Source organism: Deinococcus aquiradiocola (assembly GCF_014646915.1).
Lineage (GTDB): Bacteria > Deinococcota > Deinococci > Deinococcales > Deinococcaceae > Deinococcus > Deinococcus aquiradiocola.
On sequence record NZ_BMOE01000005.1, the window covers coordinates 141,679 to 164,576 of the forward strand.

The window sequence follows — 22,898 nt, forward strand, 5'->3', positions numbered from 1 at the left end:
GCCGCCTCGTGTGACCGGGAACCCTTGCCGTCCCACGCACGGCGTACCCTGAACGCATGTTCTCCCGCCCCGGTCCCATATCGAGCGCCGCCTCTACCCCCGGCGGACGCGGCGCGTCCCGTGACTTCTCGCAGTTGCGCCGCCTCACGTCGTACGCGCGCCCATACCTGCCGCTCCTGCTAATCGGGATCGCGTGCACGCTCGTGTCGAGCGGCCTGAACCTCGTGTTTCCCGGCCTGTTCGGGCGGCTCATCGACGCGTCCTTCCTGAAGGTCGGCAGCACCGACACCGCGCCCCTCGACCGCACGGTCCTGATGCTGCTCGGCATCTTCGCGCTCGCCGCATGCTTCGGCGCCGCGCAGAGCTACCTGCTGTCCCGCATGGGCGCGAGCGTCGTCGCGGACCTGCGCCGCGCCCTGTTCTCGCACCTGCTCACGCTCAGCCCGCGCTTCTTCGCGGCGCACAAGACCGGCGACCTCACGAGCCGCCTCACGGCCGACGTGGGCACCGTGCAGACGGTCGTCAGCACCGCGCTCGCGCAGCTGTTCAGCCAGAGCGTCACCCTGGTGGGCGGCGTGATCCTGCTGTTCGTGACGAGCGCGCGCCTGAGCGTCCTGACGCTCGCCGTGATCCCGCTCGTGATCGGGACAGCCATCACCATCGGGCGCCGCATCCGCCGCGTGTCCCGGCAGGTGCAGGACGCCATCGCCGCCGCGAACGCCGATGCCGAGGAAGCCATCTCCGGCGTGCGCGTCGTGCAGAGCTTCACGGCCGAACCGATCGAGCAGGACCGTTACGGGACCGGCATCCGCGCGTCCTTCCGTGCCGCGCTCGCCCGCGCGCAGCTGCAGGGCATCATGGGCGGCGTCATGAGCTTCCTGACCTTCGGGGCGCTCGCCGTGGTGCTGTGGTACGGCGGGCGGCAGGTCATGGCGGGCGACCTCACGCCCGGCAAGCTCATCAGCTTCCTGTTCTACGCCATGCAGGTCGGCATCACGGTCGCGTCCCTCACCAGCATCTTCAACCAGTTCCAGGAGGCGCTCGGCGCGTCCGGCCGCATCTTCGAACTGCTCGACGAGCGCAGCGACCTGCCGGAACCCGCCCGCCCGCACGCGCTCGGCACGGTCAGCGGCCGCGTCACCTTCCAGGACGTGTCCTTCGGGTACGGCGACCGGGACGACCTGCCCACCCTGTCCGACCTGAACTTCGACGTGCAGCCGGGCCAGCTGGTCGCGCTGGTCGGCCCGAGCGGAGCAGGCAAGACCACCCTCGTGAGCCTGATCCCGCGCTTCTACGACGTCAGTCACGGCACCCTGCAGATCGACGGGCAGGACGTGCGCGACCTCGCCCTGCGCGACCTGCGCGCCAACATCGGCCTCGTCCCGCAGGAGACGCTGCTGTTCTCCGGCACTGTCGCCGAGAACATCCTGTACGGCCGTCCCGGCGCGAGCCTGCAGGACGTGCAGGACGCCGCCCGCGCCGCCAACGCGCACGACTTCATCCGCGCCTTCCCGCAGGGCTACGACACCGTGGTCGGCGAGAAGGGCATCAAACTGTCCGGCGGGCAGCGCCAGCGGGTCGCCATCGCGCGCGCCATCCTCAAGAACCCCCGCATCCTGCTGCTCGACGAGGCGACCAGCAGCCTCGACTCCGAAAGTGAGGCGCTCGTGCAGGACGCCCTGGAGCGCCTGATGGTGGGCCGCACCAGCTTCGTGATCGCGCACCGGCTGAGCACCATCCGCAACGCCACCCGCATCCTGGTGCTGGAGGCGGGCCGCGTCGTGCAGGACGGCACGCACGACGAACTCATGGCGGCAGGCGGCCTGTACCGCGGCCTGTACGAGATGCAGTTCCGGCGCGAGCAGGACCCGCACGCCGAGGCTGCACAGCCCACGCCCGCCTGAAGGGACCGCCCCACGTCCGGTGGCAGCGCTCACGCCCGCCCGCCAGAGCGGTTGTCCGTTCAATGACCGTGGAACACCGCCCCGGTCATCCCACTCCCAACCGCTCTGGCACGACATTCACTCGCTCCGCTCGGTCATCGAAACGCCGTATGTTTCGATGACCGATGCTCTATCCTCCCCGCATGATCAACCGCACCTTCGGCCGCACCGGCCTGAACGTCGGCGCGCTCGGCTTCGGCGCAGGGCACATCGGCACGCCCGACCTCAGCGAGCAGGACGCCGGGACGCTCCTCAACCGCGCCGTGGACCGCGGCGTCACCCTGATCGACACCGCGCGCGGCTACGGCCTCTCCGAGGAACGCGTCGGACGGCACCTCGGCTGGCGGCGGCAGGACTACGTGCTGTCCAGCAAGGGCGGCTACGACGTGCCCGGCACGCCCGACTGGACGCCGGACGCCATCCGGCTCGGCATCGAACGCGCCCTGCGGACCCTGAACACCGACCACATCGACATCTTCCACCTGCACTCCTGCCCGCTGGACGTGCTGCGGCGCGACGACCTGCTCGGCGCACTCGACGCGGCCCGGCAGGCCGGTCACATCCGCGTCGCCGCGTACAGCGGCGAGAACGACGCGCTCGCCTGGGCCGTGTCGTCCGACCGCTTCGGCAGCGTGCAGACCAGCGTGAACCTCGCCGACCAGTGGAGCGTCCACCACGCCCTGCCCGGAGCGGCAGAACGTGGCCTGGGCGTGATCGGCAAACGCCCGGTCGCGAACATGGCGTGGACGTACCGCGAGCGGCCCGACGGACAGTACGCCGAAGCGTACTGGGACCGGCTGCAGCGCCTGAACCTCCCCGACTACGGCCTGGACCGCACCGAACTCGCCCTGCGGTACGCGGCGTTCGCGCCCGGCGTGGACAGCGTCATCGTGGGCACGGCCCGCACGGAGAACCTCGAACGCAACGTGCGGATCGTAGAACGCGGCCCCCTGCCCGCCGACGTGCTGCACGACATCGAGACGCGATGGCAGGCGCACGGGCAGGACTGGGGCGGCGAGATCTGAACCGCAGGCCCGTGCACCGCGGTGTCTGCGGATTCACTCCGGGTGGAACGCGGACGAACCGGCACCCGGTCCAGCCTGAGCGTCGCCCGGCCCGGTACTCAGTCCGCGTCGCGGCCCTCATACGGCATTGATCCGATTCCAGAGATGCCGGGAACAGCGAAGGCGTCCCTTCCTGGGCAGATCAGCGCCCTGTAGGACGCCCGCCTGCTTCCATCTCCTCCAGACCGGAGTTGTTGGCGCCCTCATCGCTCGGCTGAACACCAGGAGTTCAACTCACTCTCGTCTCGTCCGGTGCCGGGGCGAGGTCCATGCTGGGCTGCCCGCCGGACAGCCAGCGGCTCCCGGTCTCCGTGAAGCGCCACGGGAGGTTCCGGCCCGCCTGGATGCCCACGCGCGCCGTGACGGTCACGCGTTCGTCCGGGACAGGTTCGCCCGGACGCAGGTACAGGCCCTTCCCGTTCACGGGCGCGCCCCGGAACTGCGGCGCGAGGCCCATCGCCTGCACGAGCTTGGCGGGGCCGCTCGTGAGGTCCAGTTCGCGGGTCACGGGCCGGAACTCCAGCATGGCGTCCATGCCGCTCAGCGGTTCCAGCGCCCGGATCAGGACGCTGGCCGCCACGCCCTCCTCGCGGCACGTGACCTGCAGGAGCGGGTGGCGGTACGCGACCCAGAACACGAACGTGCCGGGCGGCGCGGCGAGCTCCTGGCTCTTCACGGCATGGAAGCGTCCCGCGAGGCAGCTCGGGTCGCGCGGGCAGTCGTAGGCCTCGACCTCCACCACCCGGCCCGACATGACCCGCCCGTCCGGCAGGGGCCGCACGAGGACGGCCCCCAGCAGTTCGCGCGCCACCTGGACGGGGTCACGGTCGAAGTCGCGGGGCGTGAACGCGGACGCGTGATCCAGCGGCAGCATGTGCCGAGGGTAGCGCGTCCCTGCCTGACCGCACCGCAGCCCCACGCACGAACGCGCCCCGCCCGAACAGTGAGGTCCAGGCGGGGCGTGCGGCGGCTTCGCGTTCCGCGCGGCTGAAGTTCAGGGGTTTGGCTCAGTTCGGGATCAGAGGCGGACGATCATCTTGCCGGTGTTCTGCCCGGCGAGCAGGCCGATGAACGCTTCCGGCGTGGCGTCGATGCCGTCCACGACCGTCTCGTCGAACTTCAGCTCGCCGGACGCGATCCAGCCGCCGACCTCCTCCGCGAAGGTGTCGAACAGGTCGTAGTGCGGCGATACCAGGAAGCCGCGCAGCGTCAGCTGCTTCCCGATCATCAGCGCGAGGTTGCGCGGGGCGGGGTTCGCCTCGGTGCTGTTGTACTGGCTGATCATGCCGCACACGGCCGCGTGCCCGCCCACCTTCAGGGACGAGATGGCCGCTTCGAGGTGCTCGCCGCCCACGTTGTCGAAGTACACGTCGATGCCGTCCGGCGCGGCCGCCTTGAGCTGCGCCGCGACCGGGCCGTCCTTGTAGTTGAAGGCCGCGTCGAAGCCCAGGTTTTCCGTCAGGTGCCGGACCTTGTCGGCACTTCCGGCACTGCCGATCACGCGGGACGCGCCCTTCAGCCGCGCGATCTGCCCGACGGCGCTGCCGACGGCGCCCGCCGCGCCCGACACGAACACCGTGTCGCCCGCCTTGAATTCCGCGACGCGCAGCAGGCCCGCGTACGCTGTGAGGCCCGGCATGCCGAGCACGCCGAGGTACGCGCTGAGCGGCACGCCGGGCCGTTCCGTCAGGACGCGCGCCTGCCGGGCGTTCACGTTGGCGTGCGTGCGCCAGCCGCGGTCGTGCAGGATCACGTCACCGACCTGCACGCCGTCCGCGCGGCTCTCCAGCACTCGGCCCACCGCGCCGCCCGTCATGGTCTCGCCGAGCGCGAAGGGCGGCGTGTAGCTCTTGACGTCGTTCATGCGGCCGCGCATGTACGGGTCGACCGTCAGGTACAGGTTCTGCACGCGCACCTGACCTTCCTCCAGTGGAGGGAGCGTCACGTCCGCCATGCTGAAGTCCGAGGGTTTCGGCGTGCCGACCGGGCGGGCCGCGAGTTGCACTTCGCGGGAGGTCTGGGCGGTGGGGTGGGCGTCTGAAGTGGTCATGCCGGTTACTGTGACCCCGCCCGGCCCCCCGTGAACGTGGCGCGGGTGACGTTCTTTCGCGGGGGACACGCGGACACCGTCACCGAAAGCGGACGCGTGCCGGTCCCGGGGTGGCCGCTCCGGCGCCCGCCTCAAACCTGTTACCCTCTCAGCATGTTGCTTTACGGAAGAAACCCGGTACTCGAAGCGCTCCGCGCGGGGCTGGTGCAGGAACTGCTGGTGGCGCGCGGCGTCGAGGAAGCGTTCGTTCAGGAGCTCAAGACCTTCGACGTGCGCCTCAAGTTCGCGCCACGCATCGAACTCGACCAGCTGGCCGGCACCACCGACCACCAGGGCGTCATGGCGGAAGTCGAGGACCTGGAGTGGGCGACGGTGGACGACATCCTCGACCGGGCCGAGAGCAGGGGAGAGCAGCTGCTGGTGGTGCTGCTGGACGGCATCACCGACCCCCGCAACTTCGGGGCGATCATCCGCAGCGCGGAGGTGCTCGGCGCGCACGGCGTGATCGTGGAGGAGCGGCGCAGCAGCCCCCTGAACGCCACCGTCGCCAAGGCCGCGGCGGGCGCGACGAGCTTCCTGCCGGTCGCGCAGACCAAGAACCTCCCGCGCCTCATCGAGCAGCTGAAGTCCGACAACGTCTGGGTGTACGGCGCGGCGGGCGAAGCGGCCCGCCCGATGGCGCAGCTGGACTTCGACCGGCCGCTCGCCCTCGTGATCGGCGCGGAAGGCGAAGGCATGCGGCGGCTCGTGCGCGAGAAGTGCGACGAGCTCGTGAGCATCCCGGTGCGCGGGCAGATTCAGAGCCTGAACGCGGCGGTCGCGGCGGGCATCCTGATCCAGCACGCGGTCGCCGGACGCAAATGACGGGCGCGCCACACGGTGACGGGACGCGCCCGGACGTCCTGACCCTCCGGGGCGAGCAGCTCATGCTTGACCTCCTGCCGGGCATCGGCGCGAGCGTCCTGAACCTGCACGCGGGCGGCCGCCCCGTCACGCGGCACGTGGACCTCGCGGACGTGAAGTCCAGCAGCCAGTGCGGCAGTTTCGCGCTCGTGCCGTACAGCAACCGCATCCGGGACGCGCGCTTCACGTATGGTGGACGGGACGTGCAGCTGCAGCCCGGCGCGGCGGACGGCAGCGTCCAGCACGGCGACGTCCGCAACCGCCCGTGGACGGTGCAGCGCCTGAGCGACACGCACGCCGTCTGCACCTTCGACAGCCGCGACTTCACGTCCCTGAACTGGCCGTGGGCGTTCACGGCCCGCATGGAGTACCTGCTGCACGGCCCGCACCTCGATACGTCCCTCACCGTCACGAACGCGGACGACACCCCCATGCCCGCCGGGATGGGCCTGCACCCGTACTTCGTGCGGCGGGACGGGCCGCTCGACCCGAGCGTGTCGTTCCGGGCGGGCGGCGTGTACGTCACGGACGGCACGTTCATCCCCACGCAGGGCGCGCAGCCTATCCCGCCCGAACTGGACTTCACGGCCCCGCGCAGCGTGGGCGACACGGACCTGAATCACGTGTACGCGTCCTGGGACGGCGTGGCCCGTCTGGACTGGGGCACGCGCGCCCTGACCGTCACGGCGGACAGCGTGTTCTCGCACCTCGTGGTGTTCACCGCTCCGGACGGGTCGCTGGCGCTGGAGCCGGTGTCGCACGCGACGGACGCCTTCAACCTCGCCGCGCGCGGCGTGCACGGCACCGACATGCGCGTCCTGACGCCCGGCGAGAGCATGGGCGGCGCGGTGCGGTTCACGCTCGAAGGCGACTGGTCGGCCGGACCGTGAGGCGGCCGCGTCCCCTGCCTGCCGGAACGTTCCGGGTTCCGGCCCTGCCCGCGTGAGCGGGACCGTTCAGGCCCGCGCGGCGGGCACGGCCCTCACGCCGACCGTGATGCTGGCGCTCGCCGCCGTGTACGTCATCTGGGGCAGCACGTACTTCGGCATCAAGGTCGCGATCGGGAGCCTCCCGCCGCTCGGCATGCTGGCCCTGCGGTTCGGGGTGGCGGGCGCCCTGATGTACGGCGTGCTGCGCGCGCGCGGCGTGCCCGCCCCCACGCCCCGGCAGTGGGGCTGGAGTGCCGTGGTGGGCCTGCTGCTGCTGGGCGGCGGGACGGGCCTCGTGACGCTCGCGGAACGCGACGCGAGCAGCAGCGTGGCCGCCATGCTGATCGCCGTGAGCCCCCTGTTCTCCGGGCTGTTCGGGCGCCTGTGGGGCGAGCGGACGGGTGCACGCGAGTGGCTCGGCATCGCGGTGGGCCTCGCCGGGATCGTGCTGCTGAACCTCGGGGAGCTGCGCGCCACGCCGCTCGCGGCACTGCTGCTGGTGCTCGCGCCGCTCTGCTGGACCTTCGGGAGCCAGTGGTCGCGGCACCTGCCGCTCCCGGACGGCCTGATGGGGTCCGCCGCCGAGATGCTAACGGGCGGCGCGGCCCTCGCCGTGCTGAGCGTCGTCACGCGTGAGCACTGGCACGCGCCCACCCCCGCGAGCCTGTGGGCGCTCGCGTACCTGATCGTGGCGGGCAGTCTCGTGGCGTACAGCGCGTACATGTACCTCGTGGCGCATGCGCGTCCGGCCGTGGCGACCAGTTACGCGTACGTGAACCCGCTCGTCGCGGTGCTGCTGGGCGTCGGACTGGGCGGCGAGCACCTCGGCGCGCTGGGCGTCGTGGCGCTTCTCGTGATCCTGCTGGGCGTGCTGCTCGTCATCTGGCCGTCCCGTCCGACCCTGGAGGCCACGTGACGCTCCCACCGACCCTCCCACCGGGCGGGACGCACCCGATCGGCGACCCGGTGAGCCTCGTGGTGCGCCGTCAGGTGCGCCCCGGTCACGAGGCGGCCTTCGAGGACCTGATCGGCGAACTCGTGCGCCTGCTGTCCACCTGGCCCGGGCACCGGGGCACGGGCGTTATTCGGCCGCCCGCCGGACTGTACGAGTACCTGATGGTGGTGCGCTTCGACGACGTGGGGCACGCGGCCGCGTGGCAGGCGTCCCCGCAGCGGCAGGCGTGGCTGGACCGGCTCGCACCGCACCTGGACGGCGAGACGAGCATCGAACACCAGCCGGGCCTGGAGTTCTGGTTCACGCCGCCCGGCAGTCCCGTCCTGGCGCAGCCGCGCCGCTGGAAGATGACGGCCGTGACGGTCCTCGCGCTGTACCCCACCAGCCTCGCCATCACGCTGCTGGTCGGGCCGTCCCTGGCGCATCTGCCGCTCCCGCTGCGCTCGCTGCTGCAGTCGCTGCTGGTGGTGCCGCTCATGACGTACGCCGTGATGCCGTGGGCGACCCGCACCTTCCGCCGCTGGCTGAAGCCCTGACCCGGACGGGAGCGGAGCAGGGCCGCGTTCCGCCCCCTTTCCCGTTTCCGGGGAGGCGTGGTACACTCCTCTAGTTTGTCCCGGCAACTGCAGGGGCGCGGCAGGCCACCCGAGACGGGTTCACCCATGACGGGGAAGGCCGCCAGACAGGAGAAGAACCATGAAGCGTACCTACCAGCCCAACGTCCGCAAGCGGGCCAAGACCCACGGCTTCCGCATCCGCATGAAGACCAAGAGCGGCCAGAACGTCCTCCAGCGCCGCCGCGCCAAGGGCCGTCACCGCCTGACCGTCTGAGGCCGCGTCCCCACCGGGACACGCCGCCCAGCTCAGCCGTTGTACCATCCCTCGTGATGCAGCCTACGCCCAGCGCCACCCCCACGCCCACAGCGCGGAAGGTGGCGCTGGTTTCTTTGCGTGGAGACCGGGAGTTCCGGAAGGTCCGGGCGCATGGGCAGGTGATCCGCACGCGGTACTTCCAGCTGCGCGTCACCGATTACCGCCCGCGTCACGGTGAGGTGTGGCAGCCGCGCGCCATCATCGGCATCGTGGTCCCCAAGAAGACCCTCAAGCGCGCCGTGGACCGCAACCGTGCCCGCAGGCGCATGCAGGAGGCCCTGCGGACCCTGCCGGGACTCGTGCCGTGCCGCGCCATCCTCAGTCCCGCCGCGCTCGTGCTGGACGCGCCCTTCGCGGAACTGCAGGCAGCACTCGCCAAGGCGCTCGGCAGCTTCGACCCCAAAGCCAGACCCAGGCCGAAACCCCGCAGCGGCGGCGCGCCAGGCCCGACCCCGGGCCCACGCGCGCCGGGAACGCCATGAGCGCCAAAGGCGGCGGCACGCACGTGAGCGTCCCGGCACGTGTCCTCGTGCGCGCCGTGCGTGGCTACCAGCGGCGACTGTCGCCCCTGAAGGGCGCGCCCACCTGCCGGTTCACGCCCACCTGCAGCGAGTACGCTGCGCAGGCGCTCGAAGTGCACGGCGCGCTGCGTGGCAGCCTGCTCGCCGCGTCGCGTATCCTGCGGTGTCATCCGCTCAACCCCGGCGGGTACGACCCGGTCCCGCCCGCCACCCCGCCCTCCCGGCCCACCCACACACCAAAGAAGCGTGAATCATGATGAAACTCCTGAACCCCGTCCTGGCCCTCCTGGGGCTCGCCGCACTGGGCAGCGCCGGTGCCAGCGTCAAACCGGACTGGATCCAAACCCAGAACTTCAACGGCAAGCCCGCCACCGTCTACACCAGCAACCTCGCTGATATCGCCTTCGACCAGAACGGCGAGATCATCGGCTGGTACATCAAGCAGACGGCCGGCGCGCGCCTCATCGACGACAAGGACGGCCAGCCGGACTTCAGCAAACTGATCGGCCAGAAGGGCGCCACGAACCTCGTGCGCGGCAGCAGCGCCCTGCGCGTCACCGTGCCCGGCAACACCGCCGCCAGGACCGCCAGACCCGTGCAGCTCGTGCGCGACGTGGCGCACAACCGCATGCAGGCCATCTTCACGTACGCGCAGGGCGCGGCGACCGTCACCAAGACCGTCGTGCTGCACCCCCGCCAGTTCAACATGCAGGCCGACATCAACGTGAGCGGCGCGACCGGCTACACCATCGCCTTCGACGGCCTCGGCCAGAACAAGGACCCCGGCATCCGCAACCTCGCGCAGGGCGGTTCGGTCGTGCAGGGCCCCGCCACCACCAGGAACATGCAGTACGCCGCTGTGTACGACACGCTCACGACCGGCTTCCTGGGCCTGGGCTCCAACTCGTACACCGCGCACCTGCTCGTCGTGCGGCCCGGCGCGGGCACCACCCTGGACGCCACCACCACCGGCGGACCGCAGGCGAACCTGACGCTGCAGGCGAAGGGCGACACCAAACTCGACGTGTACGGCGGCAAGAACGAACTGATCCACCTGTACCAGGAGGGTTACACGCAGCTGCCGGGCCTGTTCACCCCGAACATCTTCGGGCAGATCAGCCTGCTGCTCGTGAAGTTCATGGAATGGCTGTACACCTTCCTGAAGAGCTGGGGTCTCGTGATCTTCGTGTTCACGGTGCTGCTGCGCCTCGCCATCTGGCCGCTCATGCAGAACCAGGGCCGCACCACCGCCAAGATGCAGATGGTGCAGCCGCTCCTGAAGGAAGCGCAGGAACGCTACAAGGACGACCCGCAGAAGCTGCAGCAGGAAACGATGCGGCTCTACAAGGAGAACAACGTCAACCCGGCGGGCTGCCTGAGCATGTTCATTCCGCTGCCGATCCTGGCCGTGCTGTTCAGCACCTTCCGGAACTTCGAGTTCGATCAGGGCCTGTGGTGGCTGCCGGACCTGAGCCTGCCGGACCCGCTGTACATCCTGGCGGTCGTGTACGTGGCCGCGAACCTGCTGCAGCTGTACATCAGCACCCGCAAGACCCCGCAGATGTTCAAGCAGCAGTCGTTCATCTACATCATCTACCTGTACTTCGCGCTGACCTTCCCGGCGGGGGTGACGCTGTACTGGATCATCTCGACCCTGATCGGGGCGGGCCAGCAGTACCTCATCAACAAGCAGGTGGAGGCGCAGATGGCGGGCGGCCTGGGGAGCGCGCAGGTCGTCGAGAAGGTCAAGGGCGGCAAGGGCACCGTGACGGTCCAGCCTGCCACCGGCAAGACCACCAGTCTCAGCAAGGCCGCGAACGTCAACAAGACGCTGAAGCCCGCCACGAAACCCGACCAGAAGTCCTGACCGCGGGCCGCCCCGGGGGGCCGGTTCGTCTGCCGCCGCGCGGCTGCCCTGACGGGTGGCCGCGCGGCGTTCGCGTGGACTTGTCTGGCCGGACGGCGCGTGTATGAGTGGGGTGAGGGCGGGCGCTGTAAACTGCTGCATATGGACAACACGAAGAATCTGGACGACTACCTGGCCGGTCTGGGCATCAGCGGGGCCGACGAGTCGCTCGTGCCCTCCCCGCCGCAGGCGGGACCGCCCGGCGGGACGGGCGCAGCGCCGCTGCGGGCCGCGCCGGGCACGCTCACGCCGCACGAGACGCTGGAGCAGTTCCTGAGCGGCGTGATCGCGCGCGTGGACCCGGAGCTGACGCTCACGGTCCGGCAGGGGGACGGGGCGCTGGAGGCGGACATTCAGGGCGCGCAGGCGGCGCGCCTGTCGGGCCGTGACGGGCGCGTGCTGGGCGCGGTGGAGGTGCTGGCGTACGCGGCGCTCAGCCGTCAGGGGCACACGGAGGTGCGCGTGCGGATCGACGCGGGCGGCTTCCGGAAGCGGCACGCGGAGAACCTGAGCCGCGTCGCGGAGCGCCTCGCGGTGCAGGTCGCCAAGACCGGCGAGCCGCACGAGATGCAGCCGATGCCGCCCGCTGACCGGCGCGTGTTCCACCTCGCGCTGCAGGATCACCCGCTCGTGCAGACGGAGTCGGTGGGGGAGGGCGCGGCGCGCAGGCTGGTGATCCTGCCGCGCACGACGCCCGTGCAGGGTGACGCGGACACGGCGCATTGAGTGACGTGAGCGTGGCTGCCGTGCAGCGTGACCTGACCCGCCGTCTTCAGGAGGCGGGTCTGGCGTCCCCGCTGCCGGAGGCGCGCGCGCTGCTGATGCACGTCCTGCATCTCGACTGGACTGGGCTGGTGCTGGCGTCCGGGCGGGCCGTCACGCCGGACGAGCGGGACGCGCTGGAGGACCTGCTGCGGCGGCGCGTGCGGGGCGTGCCGCTGCAGCACCTGCTGGGCGAGGTGGAGTGGGGCGGCGTGACGTTGCGCGTGACGGGGGCGGCGCTGGTGCCGCGTCCCGAGACGGAGGTGCTGCTGGACCTGACGCTCGCGGTGCTGGAGGGCCGGCCGGGCGCGGCCCTGCTGGACGTGGGGACCGGGACGGGCGCGCTGGCGCTGGCGGTGGCGGCGGCCCGCCCGGACGTGCGCGTGACGGCCAGCGATGTGAGCGTGGACGCCCTGCGGCTCGCGCGGGTCAACGCGGAGCGGCTGGGGCTGGACGTGTCGTTCCTGCACTCGGACCTGCTGGCGGGCGTGGCGGGCCGGTTCGCGGTGATCGTGTCGAACCCGCCGTACCTGCCGGACGCGGACCGCGCGTCGGCCACGCCGGAGGTGCGGCACGACCCGGACCTCGCGCTGTACGGCGGACCGGACGGCCTGACGCTCGTCCGCGTCCTGATGCGGCAGGCGCCTGCCTGCCTGGAGCGGGGCGGGTGCGTGCTGCTGGAACTCGATCCGCGGAACGTGCACGTGCTGGCGGCCGAGCTGGCAGGGAGCGGCTGGCGGACTGAAGTGCGGGCGGACCTGACGGGCCGTGACCGGTTCCTGCTGGCAACTCTGGCCGCCGAAGGACACACGACCTAACGAGCGTTCGTATGGCCCGTGAGGCGGGCGGTACACTGAGGCATGACCCGCACGGAATCCCGCCCCGAGAGCACCCCCACCCTGCGCTGGGAGGACGCCTTCTCTCCCGCCGGACGCCGCCTGAGCAGCAGCGCCATCCGCGAGATCCTCAAGATCACGCAGGCGCCGGACGTGATCTCCTTCGCGGGCGGCCTGCCCGCACCGGAACTCTTCCCGATGGACGCCATCCGGCAGGCCGCCAGCAGCGTCCTCGACCGCTACGGCCCCGCCGCCCTGCAGTACAGCACCACCGAAGGCCACCTGCCGCTGCGCGAATGGATCGCGGCGCGCGTCAACATCCCGCCCGCCAACGTGCAGATCATGACGGGCAGCCAGCAGGGCCTCGACCTGCTCGGCAAGGTCCTGATCGGCGAGGGCGACGTGGTGCTCGTCGAGGCACCCACGTACCTCGGCGCGCTGCAGTCCTTCGCCCCCTACGGCCCCCGCTACCTGCAGATGCAGACGGACGAGGGCGGCATCGACCTCGACGCGCTGGAAGAACAGCTGAAGACCACGCGCGCCAAGCTGCTGTACTGCGTCCCGAACTTCCAGAACCCCACCGGCCGCACCCTCAGCCTGGAACGCCGCCGCCGACTGGTGGAACTCACGGCGCGGCACGGCGTGATCGTGCTGGAGGACGACCCCTACGGTTCGCTGCGCTTCACGGGCGAGGAGATCCCCAGCCTGTACGAACTGGCGCTCGAAGCGTGCGGCGGCCCGGACGGCAGCCACGTCGTGTACAGCGGGTCCTTCAGCAAGGTGCTCGTGCCGGGCCTGCGCGACGCGTGGGTGCAGGCCGCCCTGTCGCTCGTCCGCAAGCTGGTGCAGGCGAAGCAGGGCGCGGACCTGCACACCCCGACCTTCAACCAGATGATCATCGCGGAACTGGTGCACGACGTGATGCCCGCACAGATCGGGCGCGTCAAGGCCGTGTACGGCGCGCGCGCGCAGACCATGATGGCCGAGATGAAGGCGCACTTCCCGGCGGGCGTGACGCACACGGTCCCGCAGGGCGGGATGTTCCTGTGGGTGACGGTGCCGGAAGGCCTGGACACCACGCCGCTGCTGGAGCGGGCCGTGGCGCGCAAGGTGGCCTTCGTGCCGGGCGCGCCGTTCTACGCGCTCGGCGGCGGGGAGAACACCATGCGCCTGAGCTTCTCGTCCGCGAACGACGGGCAGATCGCGCGCGGCATCCGGGCGCTGGGGGAGACGCTGCACGAGGCGCTCGCCTGAGACATCAATCCTGACTTCCGCCACATTGTAAGGGCGTCTTCACAGCTTTCATCTCCCCGATTGTCAGAGCGGCGTGACGCCCCCCGGCCCAACATGAAGACCACTCCAACCGCACCCCCACAGGGTGCCCAAGGCGGTCCTCCTGAAACTCTACGCAGCCCACCCCAGCACCACCGGACGCCACGCCCGCCCCGTCCTGCGCGGCCCGCTGGCCCTCCTGCTGGCACTCACGGCCCTGCCACTCAGCTGGCTGGCCCTGCACTGGGGTCCTGCGACCTGGCAGCCCGTCCTGGGGGACCTCGCGTACGTCCCGCTGTACCTCGCGGCCGCCCTGCTGTGCCTGCAGCGCGCCGAACGCAGCAGCGGCCGCGTCTGCACCGCCTGGATGTGGGTGGCCGCGTCCCCCTTCGCCTTCGCCCTCGGGTCGCTCAGCTGGGCGTACACCGAACTCGTGCTGCACGGCACCCCCTTCCCGTCTGCCGCCGACCTCTTCTATCCCCTGCAGCAGCTCACGCTGGGCGTCGGCCTGCTGCTCTTCCCGAGAACGCCCCTCAGCCGCGCCGACCTCAGCAAACGCCGCCTCGACGTGGGCGTCATGCTGAGCGGCCTCCTCACCCTCGTGTGGTTCGGCGTCGGGCCACGCCTGCTGCACGACTGGGCCGGACAACCGCTCGCCATGCTCGTCAGCATGAGCTACCCCACCCTCGACATCTGGCTCCTCACGGTCGTCCTCTGGAACGCCATGCACCACCACGCGTACCGCACCGACGGCCGGGGCGGACGCCGACTGCGCCTCGGGGCCGACGCCCTGATCGTGGTGTCGGTCTCGTGCTCCGTCATCGCGGACCTCGGCTTCGCACTGGACTTCAGCAGCATCGGCCTCGCGGGCGGCAGCGTCTACGACTGGTTCTGGACGCTCTCCCCGCTGTTCCTCGGCCTCGCCGCCCTGATCGGTCGCCCCCGCCCCGAACTGCCCCTGTCGCCCGACACCGGCCCCCACGCGGCCCTCACCGTCCTGCGCCCCACGTCGCCCCTCAGCCGCGCCGTCGGTACGCTCGGCCCCTACGTCGCGCTCGGCTCGTGTTTCCTGGTGCTGGCCGTGTCGCTGCGCGGCCAGCAGGCCCTGTGGCTGCTGGCGGGCACGACCGTCGTCACGGTCCTCGCCGCGGCCCGCCAGATCGTCGGACAGCTGGAGAACGAGCAGTTCTCCCTGCGGCTCAGCATCCTGTCCCGTGACCTGGAGAGCCGCGTGCAGAGCCGCACCGCCGAACTCGAAGCGGCCGGACAGGTCCTGCGGCAGCTCACGGGCGAACTCGACGCGCGCGTCATGGAACGCACCGCGCAGCTCGAAGCGAGCCAGGCGCTGCTCGCGTACCAGACGCGGCACGACGCGCTCACCGGCGTCCCCACCCGCTCCCTGTTCGAGGAGCAGCTCCGCGACCTGCTCGCCGCGCCCGGCGTCGGCCTGACCGCCGTGCTGTACGTGAACCTCGACGGCTTCAAGAGCATCAACGACCGTTTCGGGCACGGGCAGGGCGACGAGCTGCTGCGCGAACTCGCGCGGCGCCTGCAGGCCCTGCTGCGCCGCAGCGACACGCCCGCCCGGCCGGGCGCCCTCATCGGCCGCTGCGGCGGCGACGAGTTCGTGCTCGCCTTCCCCGGCCTCGCCAGCGCCCCGCACGCCGAATCCTGCGCGCGGCGCGTGGCGGGCATCGCCAGCAGCATCTTCCTGCTGAACAACCAGCCGGTCACGCTCGCCGCCGGGATCGGCATCAGCCTCGCGCCGACCGACGGCACCGACGCGTCCGAACTCATCCGGCAGGCCGACATCGCCATGTCGCAGGCCAAAGCGTCCGGCCGCAACGGCCTGTGCTTCTACGACCCGCAGATGAACCGCGTCGCGCAGGAACGCGGGCAGCTCGAACAGCGCCTGCGCCTCGCACTGGAACGCGTCACCGCCTCCGGCGTGGACCCCGAAGGCGTCAGCGGCCTGAACCTCTGGTACCAGCCGCAGTACGACCTCACCCAGGACACCGGCAGTCACCTGCCCGTCCATGCCCCCTGCAGCTTCGAGGCCCTCATACGCTGGAACGACCCGCAACTCGGCCCCGTCTCGCCCGTGGTGTTCATCCCCGTCGCGGAGGACAGCGGTCTGATCGTCGCGCTCGGCCAGTGGGTGCTGCGCCAGACCTGTGCGCAGCTGCGCCGCTGGCCCGGCACCAAGATCGCCATCAACGTCGCCGCCGCGCAGTTCGACCGCCCCGAATTCGTGGACGACGTCCGTACGGCCCTGCAGGACTTCGGCCTGAGCGGCGAACGCCTCGAACTGGAACTCACGGAACGGCAGGTGATCAGCGACCTGGACGGCATGGTCCGCAAGATGCACGAACTGCGCGCGCTGGGCGTGCAGATCTCCCTCGACGATTTCGGTGTCGGCCAGTCCGCCCTGGGTCACCTCCTCAAGCTGCCGGTCAGCGTCCTGAAGGTCGACCGGATGTTCGTGCAGAGCCTGCACGACGTGTCGGGCGCACCGCGCGTCCTGCAGGCCATCGTGGCGCTCGCGCACTCGCTCGGCATCCGCGTGGTGGCCGAAGGGGTCGAAACCTGCGAGCAGCTCGGCACGGTCCGCGACCTCGGCTGCGACCTCGTGCAGGGCTATCTGACGGGCCGCCCCATGAATCCCCGCGACGCCGCCGTGCTCCTCGCCCGCCCCGCACCCACCCCATCCACCACACAGGCCGCGACCCTGCCCACCCCCGGCACCCGCTGACCCCGGGCGACCTCCGCGCCCGCCGGGGGGGAGGCGCTGACGCCGTCCATGCGATGGGCTACACTACACCCCAATGAATGCCAAGGTCATCGTCGTCACCAGCGGGAAGGGGGGCGTGGGCAAAACCACCACCACCGCCAACATGGGCGCAGCCCTCGCCAAGCTGGGCGAAAAGGTCGTCGTCATCGACGTGGACGTGGGTCTGCGAAACCTGGACGTGGTCATGGGCCTGGAGAGCCGCGTCGTCTTCGACCTGATCGACGTGCTCGAAGGCAAGTGCCGCCTCTCGCAGGCCCTCATCCGCGACAAGCGCGTCGAGAACCTGTACCTGCTGCCCGCCTCGCAGACCCGCGACAAGGACGCCCTCAGCCCCGAAGCGTTCAAAGGCGCCGTCCGCACCCTCATCGAGGAGGAAGGCTTCGACCGCGTCCTGATCGACAGTCCCGCAGGCATCGAGAGCGGATTCAAGACCGCCGCCGCGCCTGCCGAGGGCGCCCTGGTCGTCGTGAACCCCGAGGTGTCCAGCGTCCGTGACGCCGACCGCATCATCGGGCTGCTCGAAGCGCAGCAGGTCCGCGAGATCCGCCTCGTCATCAACCGCCTGCGCCCCAAGATGGTCGCCAGCGGCAACATGCTCTCCGAAGCGGACATCCTGGAAATCCTGGGTGTCAAACCCATCGGCGTCGTCCCCGAAGACGAAGGCATCCTGGTGTCCACCAACGTCGGCGAGCCCGCCGTGCTCGGCAAGACGCGCGCCGGAGCGGCCTTCATGGACACCGCCCGCCGCCTGCGCGGCGAGGACGTCCCCTACCCCAAGCTGGATGACGGCGGTGGATTCCTGGCGGCCCTGCGCCGCCTGTTCGGAGGCAGCTGATGTTCAGTTTCCTGCGCGGCAAACGCAGCAAGGACGAACTCAAGAACCGGCTGGAACTGGTGCTCGCCTACGACCGCGCGCAGATCCCGCCCGGCAAGGTCGACGCGTTGCGCCGCGACCTGATGGAAGTCGTCCAGCGGTACTTCCCGACCACCGGCAGCAACGTCGAGATCGAACAGCGCGGCGACACCGTGGTCCTCGTCGCGAACATCCCCCTCAGCGGACGCGAGAAGTAACCCCCCCCGACCGGCAGCCGAGCAGCTGCCGGTCTGCCCTTGTGGCCGTCCCCGTTTGTGCGCGTCACCCGATTCCGCCCGCCGCTCCGGGAGTACCCTTCCTGGCGCTTCCGGCCCCCACGCGGCCCGGCCCGGCCTCACGTCCCACCCCTCACTCAAGGAGTCCCCATGACCCACGTTCACGCCTTCGCGGCCCCCGACGCCACCAGCCCCCTGCAGCCCCACACCATCGAACGCCGCGACCTGAAACCCACCGACATCAAGATCGAGATCCTGTACAGCGGCGTCTGCCACTCCGACCTGCACCAGGCGCGCAGCGAGTGGGGCCCCAGCATCTACCCGCTCGTGCCGGGACACGAGATCGTGGGCCGCGTCGTGGCCGTCGGCGAACAGGTGACGCGCTTCAAGGCCGGCGACCTCGCCGGCGTCGGCTGCATGGTGGACTCCTGCCAGCACTGCGACGCCTGCGCCGAAGGCCTCGAACAGTACTGCGAGAACGGCGCCACCTGGACGTACAACTCCCGCGAGCGCGACACCAAGGCCCCCACGCACGGCGGGTACTCCACCGAGATCGTCGTCACCGAAGGCTTCGCGGTCCACGTGCCCGAGACCCTCGACCTGAAAGGCGTCGCGCCGCTCCTGTGCGCCGGCATCACCATGTACTCGCCCCTCAACCACTGGAAGATCGGCAAGGGCCACAAGGTCGCCATCGTCGGCCTGGGCGGCCTGGGCCACATGGGCATCAAGCTCGCCGTCGCCATGGGCGCCGACGTGACCCTCTTCACCACCTCGCAGGGCAAAGCCGAAGACGCCCTCCGCCTCGGCGCGCACCACGTCATCCTCAGCAACGACAAGGCCGCCATGAAGGCCGCGCGCAGCAGCTTCGACTTCATCATCAGCACCGTCCCCACCAGCCACGACCTCAACCCGTACCTCGTGACCCTCAAGCGCGACGGGCACCTCGTGATCGTCGGCGCGCTCGAACCGGTCGGCGTGAGCGGCGTCCCGCTCGCCCTGCAGCGCCGCAGCGTGGCCGGCAGCAACATCGGCGGGATCGCCGAGACGCAGAAGATGCTGGACTTCTGCGCCGAGCACGGCATCGTGGCCGACATCGAGATGATCCGCATGCAGGACATCAACACCGCCTACGAACGCATGCTGAAGAACGACGTCAAGTACCGTTTCGTGATCGACATGGCCGCCTTCCGCGCCGAACAGGACCAGGCCGCCGACTGAAGCGCCGCCCGCCACGTTCCGCTTCCCCGGCCCGGCCTCGTCCGGGCCGTCTGCTGTCCATGCACGGAGCGCGGGGCTGATCGTGTGAGGGACCTCCACCCGTTCTTCACGCGCGCGCTCTAGAGTGACGGGCGTGCGTTACGACCTGCGCTTTCCCTTCATCGTGGCGGCCCTGCTGGTGGTCGGCCTGATGACCGTCTCCACGGCGGCCCTCGCGCCGCGCGTCAGTCCCGGCATCTTCTCCAAGCAGCTGCTCGGCGTGGGCCTGTCCATCCTGCCGATCGGGCTGCTGTGGTGGGCGGGACGGGACCGCATCTACCGCGCGGCCCCCTGGGTGTACGGCTTCTCGCTGCTGCTGCAGCTGAGCACCTTCGTGATCGGCAAGGACGTGAACGGCCAGCAGAACTGGATCGTGATCGGGCCGCTGCAGTTCCAGCCGCTCGAACTGCTGAAACTCTCGCTGATCATGATGCTGCCCACCGTCATGAAGGACGGTTACCGGGGCCTGCGCTCCTACGTGCCGCCCCTCGCGGTGTTCCTGCCCGCCGTGGGCCTCGTCGTCACGCAGGACTTCGGGGGCGCGATGGTGCTGTCCGTGATGTTCCTCGCGATGCTGCTCGTGTACAGGATGCCCACCTGGCACGTCCTGCTGGCCCTGCTCGCCATCGGGGTGGCGTTCCCGACCGTGCTGTTCCCGCACCTCAAACCGTACCAGCAGAGCCGCCTCACCATCTTCGTCGACCCGTACAAGGACGCGCGCGGCGCCGGGTACCAGGTCATTCAGAGCACCATCGCGGTCGGGTCGGGCGGCATGATGGGCAAGGGCTACAAGAAGGGGACGCAGTCGCACAACGGCTTCGTGCCCGAAGCGCACACGGACTTCGCCTTCGCCACCTGGGCGGAAGAGCAGGGCCTCGTGGGCGGCGTGGCGGTCCTGCTGCTGTACGGCGGGCTCATCTGGGGACTGGCAGGCATGGCGAGCGGCTCTCCGCGCCTGCAGGATCAGATCCTGTTCGCGGGCGTGCTGGGGCAGGTGGGCTTCCAGGCGATCGAGAACATCGGCGCGGCGCTCAGCATGCTGCCGCTCACCGGCATCACCCTGCCGCTCATCAGTTACGGCCTGAGCAGCCTCGTGATGACGCTCACCACGCTGGCCCTCGCGTACGTGGTGTACCGCGACCGCTTCGACAAGATGATCTGACCCGCGTTCCGGGAACGCACCCGACCCACGAGAAGCACCCGGCTGCGGACCGCCCGGAGAGTGGCGGCGGCACAGGATGAAGCAGTCTGGGGTACCGGGGTCCTCATGCGGCCCTGCTCACGTGCGGCCCCGTCACGTCGTACACTGCGCTGTCTATGCCTGAAGCACTCTCCTCCCTGGCCCAGTCGATGGGTATCTCGAACCTCGCGGGCGGCGGCGCACTGATCGTCGCGCTGATCTTCCTGACGGCCCTGACCTTCACGTGGCGCTTCATTCCCGGCGTGCGGGACTTCGCGGTGCGTGTCGGCTGGGCCGACCAGCCCAACGAGCGCCGCCTGAACAAGGAACCGCTCCCGAACGCGGGCGGCCTCGCGATCTTCGCGGGCTTCGTGGTGTCGGTGGTGGTCGCGTGGGCGCTGCGGCCCATCTTCATTCAGGACGTGCAGATTCAGGTGCTCGCCATCCTGCTCGGCGCGACGATCCTCGTGCTGACGGGCTTCATCGACGACCAGTACGGTCTGTCGCCCGCATTCCGGCTGGCGGTGCAGCTGCTCAGCGCCGTGCTGCTGGTCGTGAACGGCCTGCACATCGACTACAACGCCATTCCGTTCCTGCCGAGCGTGCCGGACGCCGTGAACCAGCCGCTCGGGATCGCCATCACCATCCTGTGGGTGATCGGGCTGACGAACGCCATGAACCTGCTGGACGGCGTGGACGGCGTGGTGGGCGGCGTGAGCTTCGTGGCGAGCATGGTGCTGCTCGCCACGGCCGCGCAGTTCCCGGACCGCGGCACGGCCGTGATCCTGCTGGCGGGTCTGGGCGGCGCGGCCCTCGGATACCTGCGGCACAACTACAACCCCAGCCGCATCATCATGGGGGACGCCGGATCGTACCTGTTCGGGTACACGCTGGCGGCCGTGTCGATGCTCGGCACCCTGAAGTTCAGCGCCGGAGCGAGCCTGTTCGTGCCGCTCCTCGTGATGGCGCTCCCGATCCTCGACACGGCGCAGGTCGTGGTGGGCCGCCTCGCGCGCGGCATCCGCAACCCGCTCGGACACCCCGACAAGACGCACCTGCACCACCGGCTGCTCGCCGCGACGGGACAGGCGCGGCGCACGGCCCTCATCATGTGGATGGTGGCGCTGCTGTGCGGCGTGGTCGGCATGATCGCGCAGGGCGTGCGTCCCCTCGCGATCCTGGCGACCGTGGTGTTCACGGTGCTGTGCCTGTGGTTCGTGGCGTACCGCCGCGTGCGCGCGCAGGGCCGCGAGCAGGAGCAGGCCCTCACGACCGGCACCGAGTAACGCCCGTACCTCCCGGCGGGGCATTGACGCGCCCGTCACGCCCGCCTGTGCATAATGCGGACCGTGAAACGCATCGTTCTCGCCTTCGGTACCCGCCCGGAAGCCACCAAGATGGCCCCCGTGTACTCCGCCATCGCCGCGCACCCCGGCCTGACGCCGCTCATCCTGTCGACCGGGCAGCAGCGCGAGCAGCTCGACACGGCCCTCGCCGTGTTCGGGCTCATGCCGGACCGCGACATGCAGGTCATGACGGAACGCCAGACGCTCGCGGGTCTCACCGCGAAGATCGTGCCGCTGGCCGGAGCGACGCTGCGTGAGATGGGGGCCGACATGGTGCTCGTGCACGGTGACACCAGCACCAGCTTCTGCGTGGCGCTCTCCGCCTTCTATGAGGGCATCCCGGTCGGGCACGTCGAGGCGGGCCTGCGGTCCGGCAGCCTGTCCGAACCGTTCCCGGAGGAAGCGAACCGTCGCCTGACGGCCGTCCTGAGCACCCTGGACTTCGCACCCACCCCGCTCAGCAAGGCCAACATCCTGCGGGAAGGCAAGCCGGAGGCGGGCGTCGTCGTGACCGGTCAGACGGCCGTGGACGCCGTGCGCGAGGTGGCGGGCCGCACCCCGCTGAGAAGCGAGTGGCAGGCCCGGCTGGACGCAGGGCAGGGCCTCGTGACGGTCACCATGCACCGCCGCGAGAACCTGCCGTTCATGCCGGACATGGCGCGCGCCCTGCGCGAGGTGGCGCAGGCGCACCCGGAACTGCACTTCATCTACCCCGTGCACCTGAACCCGGCCGTGCAGGAGGCCGTGCGCCCGCACCTGTCGGACCTCCCGAACTTCGAGCTGACCGAACCGCTCGACTACGCCGCGATGGCGCCCCTGATGGCCGCCAGCACCCTGCTCGCCACCGATTCCGGCGGCCTGCAGGAGGAAGGCGCGGCGCTCGGCGTGCCGGTCGCGGTGCTGCGCAACGTCACCGAGCGCCCCGAGGGCCTGGAGGCGGGCGTGCTGGTGCTGGCCGGCAACGAGGCCGAGCAGATGAAGACCGTGCTGCTGGACCTGCTCGGCAACCCGGAACGGCTCGCGGCGATGCGTCAGGCCCGCAACCCCTACGGGGACGGGCAGGCGGGCATGCGGATCGCGCAGGCCATCGCGTGGCACTTCGGCCTGCAGGACCGGCCGGACGACTGGCAGAACTGAAACCGGGCGGCGCTGCACTTCTGATACGGTTTTGATCCGATTCCAGGGATGACGGAAACAGCGCCGACATCCCTTCTTGGGCAG

The 22,898-nt window shown here is 70.5% G+C and carries 22 protein-coding genes; 20 read left to right on the forward strand and 2 right to left on the reverse strand.

Features of this window, described 5'->3' with window-relative positions:
* Positions 1-56: 56 nt before the first annotated feature.
* The gene (locus tag IEY33_RS09325) at positions 57-1,904 is read left to right on the forward strand and encodes an ABC transporter ATP-binding protein (RefSeq protein ID WP_188962683.1); all 1,848 of its coding nucleotides are present in this window, start codon (positions 57-59) and stop codon (positions 1,902-1,904) included.
* Between the two features lie 182 nt (positions 1,905-2,086).
* A complete protein-coding gene (locus IEY33_RS09330) occupies positions 2,087-2,968 on the forward strand; it encodes an aldo/keto reductase (RefSeq protein WP_188962686.1) in 882 nt (293 codons plus the stop codon).
* A gap of 268 nt (positions 2,969-3,236) precedes the next feature.
* Here IEY33_RS09330 and IEY33_RS09335 read toward each other — a convergent pair whose 3' ends face one another.
* Both IEY33_RS09335 and IEY33_RS09340 read right to left on the reverse strand, forming a co-directional pair.
* Positions 3,237-3,881: a DNA-3-methyladenine glycosylase gene (locus IEY33_RS09335; RefSeq protein WP_188962689.1), complete on the reverse strand. Its 645-nt coding sequence runs from the start codon at positions 3,879-3,881 to the stop codon at positions 3,237-3,239.
* A 144-nt stretch (positions 3,882-4,025) separates the two neighbouring features.
* Positions 4,026-5,057 carry an NADP-dependent oxidoreductase gene (locus tag IEY33_RS09340; protein WP_188962692.1) on the reverse strand — a complete coding sequence of 344 codons (1,032 nt, stop codon included), beginning with the start codon at positions 5,055-5,057 and terminating at the stop codon, positions 4,026-4,028.
* A gap of 153 nt (positions 5,058-5,210) precedes the next feature.
* On the opposite strand from IEY33_RS09340, the gene rlmB reads away from it, so the two are divergent.
* From rlmB to wecB, 18 genes are all read left to right on the forward strand, one after another.
* Entirely contained in the window at positions 5,211-5,921 is a 711-nt protein-coding gene (gene rlmB / locus IEY33_RS09345; protein WP_188962695.1) for a 23S rRNA (guanosine(2251)-2'-O)-methyltransferase RlmB, read from the forward strand.
* Entirely contained in the window at positions 5,918-6,850 is a 933-nt protein-coding gene (locus IEY33_RS09350; RefSeq protein ID WP_188962697.1) for an aldose 1-epimerase, read from the forward strand. Before rlmB ends, IEY33_RS09350 begins: the two co-directional genes overlap by 4 nt.
* Positions 6,851-6,956: 106 nt before the next feature.
* Positions 6,957-7,805, forward strand: a complete 849-nt coding sequence (yedA, locus tag IEY33_RS09355; RefSeq protein WP_188962963.1) for a drug/metabolite exporter YedA — start codon at positions 6,957-6,959, stop codon at positions 7,803-7,805.
* On the forward strand, positions 7,802-8,380 hold the full coding sequence (locus tag IEY33_RS09360) for an antibiotic biosynthesis monooxygenase (RefSeq protein ID WP_229670903.1): 579 nt from the start codon (positions 7,802-7,804) through the stop codon (positions 8,378-8,380). The genes yedA and IEY33_RS09360 overlap by 4 nt, the downstream gene beginning before the upstream one ends.
* 160 nt (positions 8,381-8,540) lie before the next feature.
* On the forward strand, positions 8,541-8,675 hold the full coding sequence (gene rpmH / locus IEY33_RS09365) for a 50S ribosomal protein L34 (RefSeq protein ID WP_188962699.1): 135 nt from the start codon (positions 8,541-8,543) through the stop codon (positions 8,673-8,675).
* A 56-nt stretch (positions 8,676-8,731) separates the two neighbouring features.
* On the forward strand, positions 8,732-9,199 hold the full coding sequence (locus tag IEY33_RS09370; protein ID WP_229670904.1) for a ribonuclease P protein component: 468 nt from the start codon (positions 8,732-8,734) through the stop codon (positions 9,197-9,199).
* Positions 9,196-9,495, forward strand: coding sequence for a membrane protein insertion efficiency factor YidD (yidD, locus tag IEY33_RS09375; protein WP_188962701.1), 300 nt, complete (start codon positions 9,196-9,198; stop codon positions 9,493-9,495). The genes IEY33_RS09370 and yidD overlap by 4 nt, the downstream gene beginning before the upstream one ends.
* Positions 9,492-11,105, forward strand: a complete 1,614-nt coding sequence (gene yidC, locus IEY33_RS09380) for a membrane protein insertase YidC (protein ID WP_188962703.1) — start codon at positions 9,492-9,494, stop codon at positions 11,103-11,105. The genes yidD and yidC overlap by 4 nt, the downstream gene beginning before the upstream one ends.
* A gap of 141 nt (positions 11,106-11,246) precedes the next feature.
* On the forward strand, positions 11,247-11,870 hold the full coding sequence (locus IEY33_RS09385) for a Jag family protein (RefSeq protein WP_188962706.1): 624 nt from the start codon (positions 11,247-11,249) through the stop codon (positions 11,868-11,870).
* 5 nt (positions 11,871-11,875) lie between these two features.
* Complete coding sequence (prmC, locus tag IEY33_RS09390; protein ID WP_188962708.1) at positions 11,876-12,724, forward strand: peptide chain release factor N(5)-glutamine methyltransferase; 849 nt, start codon at positions 11,876-11,878, stop codon at positions 12,722-12,724.
* A 42-nt stretch (positions 12,725-12,766) separates the two neighbouring features.
* On the forward strand, positions 12,767-13,996 hold the full coding sequence (locus tag IEY33_RS09395) for an aminotransferase-like domain-containing protein (protein WP_188962710.1): 1,230 nt from the start codon (positions 12,767-12,769) through the stop codon (positions 13,994-13,996).
* Positions 13,997-14,120: 124 nt separating this feature from the next.
* Positions 14,121-16,766 (forward strand): putative bifunctional diguanylate cyclase/phosphodiesterase, encoded by a 2,646-nt coding sequence (locus tag IEY33_RS09400; RefSeq protein WP_188962713.1) that lies wholly within the window; start codon positions 14,121-14,123, stop codon positions 16,764-16,766.
* A 73-nt stretch (positions 16,767-16,839) separates the two neighbouring features.
* A complete protein-coding gene (gene minD, locus IEY33_RS09405; RefSeq protein ID WP_188962716.1) occupies positions 16,840-17,640 on the forward strand; it encodes a septum site-determining protein MinD in 801 nt (266 codons plus the stop codon).
* Positions 17,640-17,876 carry a cell division topological specificity factor MinE gene (gene minE / locus IEY33_RS09410; RefSeq protein WP_188962718.1) on the forward strand — a complete coding sequence of 79 codons (237 nt, stop codon included), beginning with the start codon at positions 17,640-17,642 and terminating at the stop codon, positions 17,874-17,876. Before minD ends, minE begins: the two co-directional genes overlap by 1 nt.
* Before the next feature lie 168 nt (positions 17,877-18,044).
* A complete protein-coding gene (locus tag IEY33_RS09415) occupies positions 18,045-19,112 on the forward strand; it encodes an NAD(P)-dependent alcohol dehydrogenase (protein WP_188962721.1) in 1,068 nt (355 codons plus the stop codon).
* Positions 19,113-19,245: 133 nt separating this feature from the next.
* Positions 19,246-20,313, forward strand: coding sequence for an FtsW/RodA/SpoVE family cell cycle protein (locus IEY33_RS09420; RefSeq protein WP_188962723.1), 1,068 nt, complete (start codon positions 19,246-19,248; stop codon positions 20,311-20,313).
* 155 nt (positions 20,314-20,468) lie between these two features.
* Positions 20,469-21,617: an MraY family glycosyltransferase gene (locus IEY33_RS09425; RefSeq protein ID WP_188962725.1), complete on the forward strand. Its 1,149-nt coding sequence runs from the start codon at positions 20,469-20,471 to the stop codon at positions 21,615-21,617.
* A 54-nt stretch (positions 21,618-21,671) separates the two neighbouring features.
* Positions 21,672-22,814 (forward strand): non-hydrolyzing UDP-N-acetylglucosamine 2-epimerase, encoded by a 1,143-nt coding sequence (wecB, locus tag IEY33_RS09430; protein WP_188962728.1) that lies wholly within the window; start codon positions 21,672-21,674, stop codon positions 22,812-22,814.
* The last annotated feature ends 84 nt before the right edge of the window (positions 22,815-22,898 follow it).

Excerpts from the sequence above, each read along its gene's own strand:
- yidD (WP_188962701.1), top strand. The coding sequence starts at position 9,196 with ATGAGCGCCAAAGGCGGCGGCACGCACGTGAGCGTCCCGGCACGTGTC.
- IEY33_RS09325 (WP_188962683.1), top strand. The coding sequence starts at position 57 with ATGTTCTCCCGCCCCGGTCCCATATCGAGCGCCGCCTCTACCCCCGGC.
- IEY33_RS09330 (WP_188962686.1), top strand. The coding sequence starts at position 2,087 with ATGATCAACCGCACCTTCGGCCGCACCGGCCTGAACGTCGGCGCGCTC.
- wecB (WP_188962728.1), top strand. The coding sequence starts at position 21,672 with ATGCGGACCGTGAAACGCATCGTTCTCGCCTTCGGTACCCGCCCGGAA.
- IEY33_RS09395 (WP_188962710.1), top strand. The coding sequence starts at position 12,767 with ATGACCCGCACGGAATCCCGCCCCGAGAGCACCCCCACCCTGCGCTGG.
- minD (WP_188962716.1), top strand. The coding sequence starts at position 16,840 with ATGAATGCCAAGGTCATCGTCGTCACCAGCGGGAAGGGGGGCGTGGGC.
- IEY33_RS09340 (WP_188962692.1), bottom strand. The coding sequence starts at position 5,057 with ATGACCACTTCAGACGCCCACCCCACCGCCCAGACCTCCCGCGAAGTG.
- yidC (WP_188962703.1), top strand. The coding sequence starts at position 9,492 with ATGATGAAACTCCTGAACCCCGTCCTGGCCCTCCTGGGGCTCGCCGCA.
- yedA (WP_188962963.1), top strand. The coding sequence starts at position 6,957 with ATGCTGGCGCTCGCCGCCGTGTACGTCATCTGGGGCAGCACGTACTTC.
- rpmH (WP_188962699.1), top strand. The coding sequence starts at position 8,541 with ATGAAGCGTACCTACCAGCCCAACGTCCGCAAGCGGGCCAAGACCCAC.
- IEY33_RS09350 (WP_188962697.1), top strand. The coding sequence starts at position 5,918 with ATGACGGGCGCGCCACACGGTGACGGGACGCGCCCGGACGTCCTGACC.
- IEY33_RS09370 (WP_229670904.1), top strand. The coding sequence starts at position 8,732 with ATGCAGCCTACGCCCAGCGCCACCCCCACGCCCACAGCGCGGAAGGTG.
- rlmB (WP_188962695.1), top strand. The coding sequence starts at position 5,211 with ATGTTGCTTTACGGAAGAAACCCGGTACTCGAAGCGCTCCGCGCGGGG.
- minE (WP_188962718.1), top strand. The coding sequence starts at position 17,640 with ATGTTCAGTTTCCTGCGCGGCAAACGCAGCAAGGACGAACTCAAGAAC.
- IEY33_RS09385 (WP_188962706.1), top strand. The coding sequence starts at position 11,247 with ATGGACAACACGAAGAATCTGGACGACTACCTGGCCGGTCTGGGCATC.
- IEY33_RS09425 (WP_188962725.1), top strand. The coding sequence starts at position 20,469 with ATGCCTGAAGCACTCTCCTCCCTGGCCCAGTCGATGGGTATCTCGAAC.
- IEY33_RS09415 (WP_188962721.1), top strand. The coding sequence starts at position 18,045 with ATGACCCACGTTCACGCCTTCGCGGCCCCCGACGCCACCAGCCCCCTG.
- IEY33_RS09335 (WP_188962689.1), bottom strand. The coding sequence starts at position 3,881 with ATGCTGCCGCTGGATCACGCGTCCGCGTTCACGCCCCGCGACTTCGAC.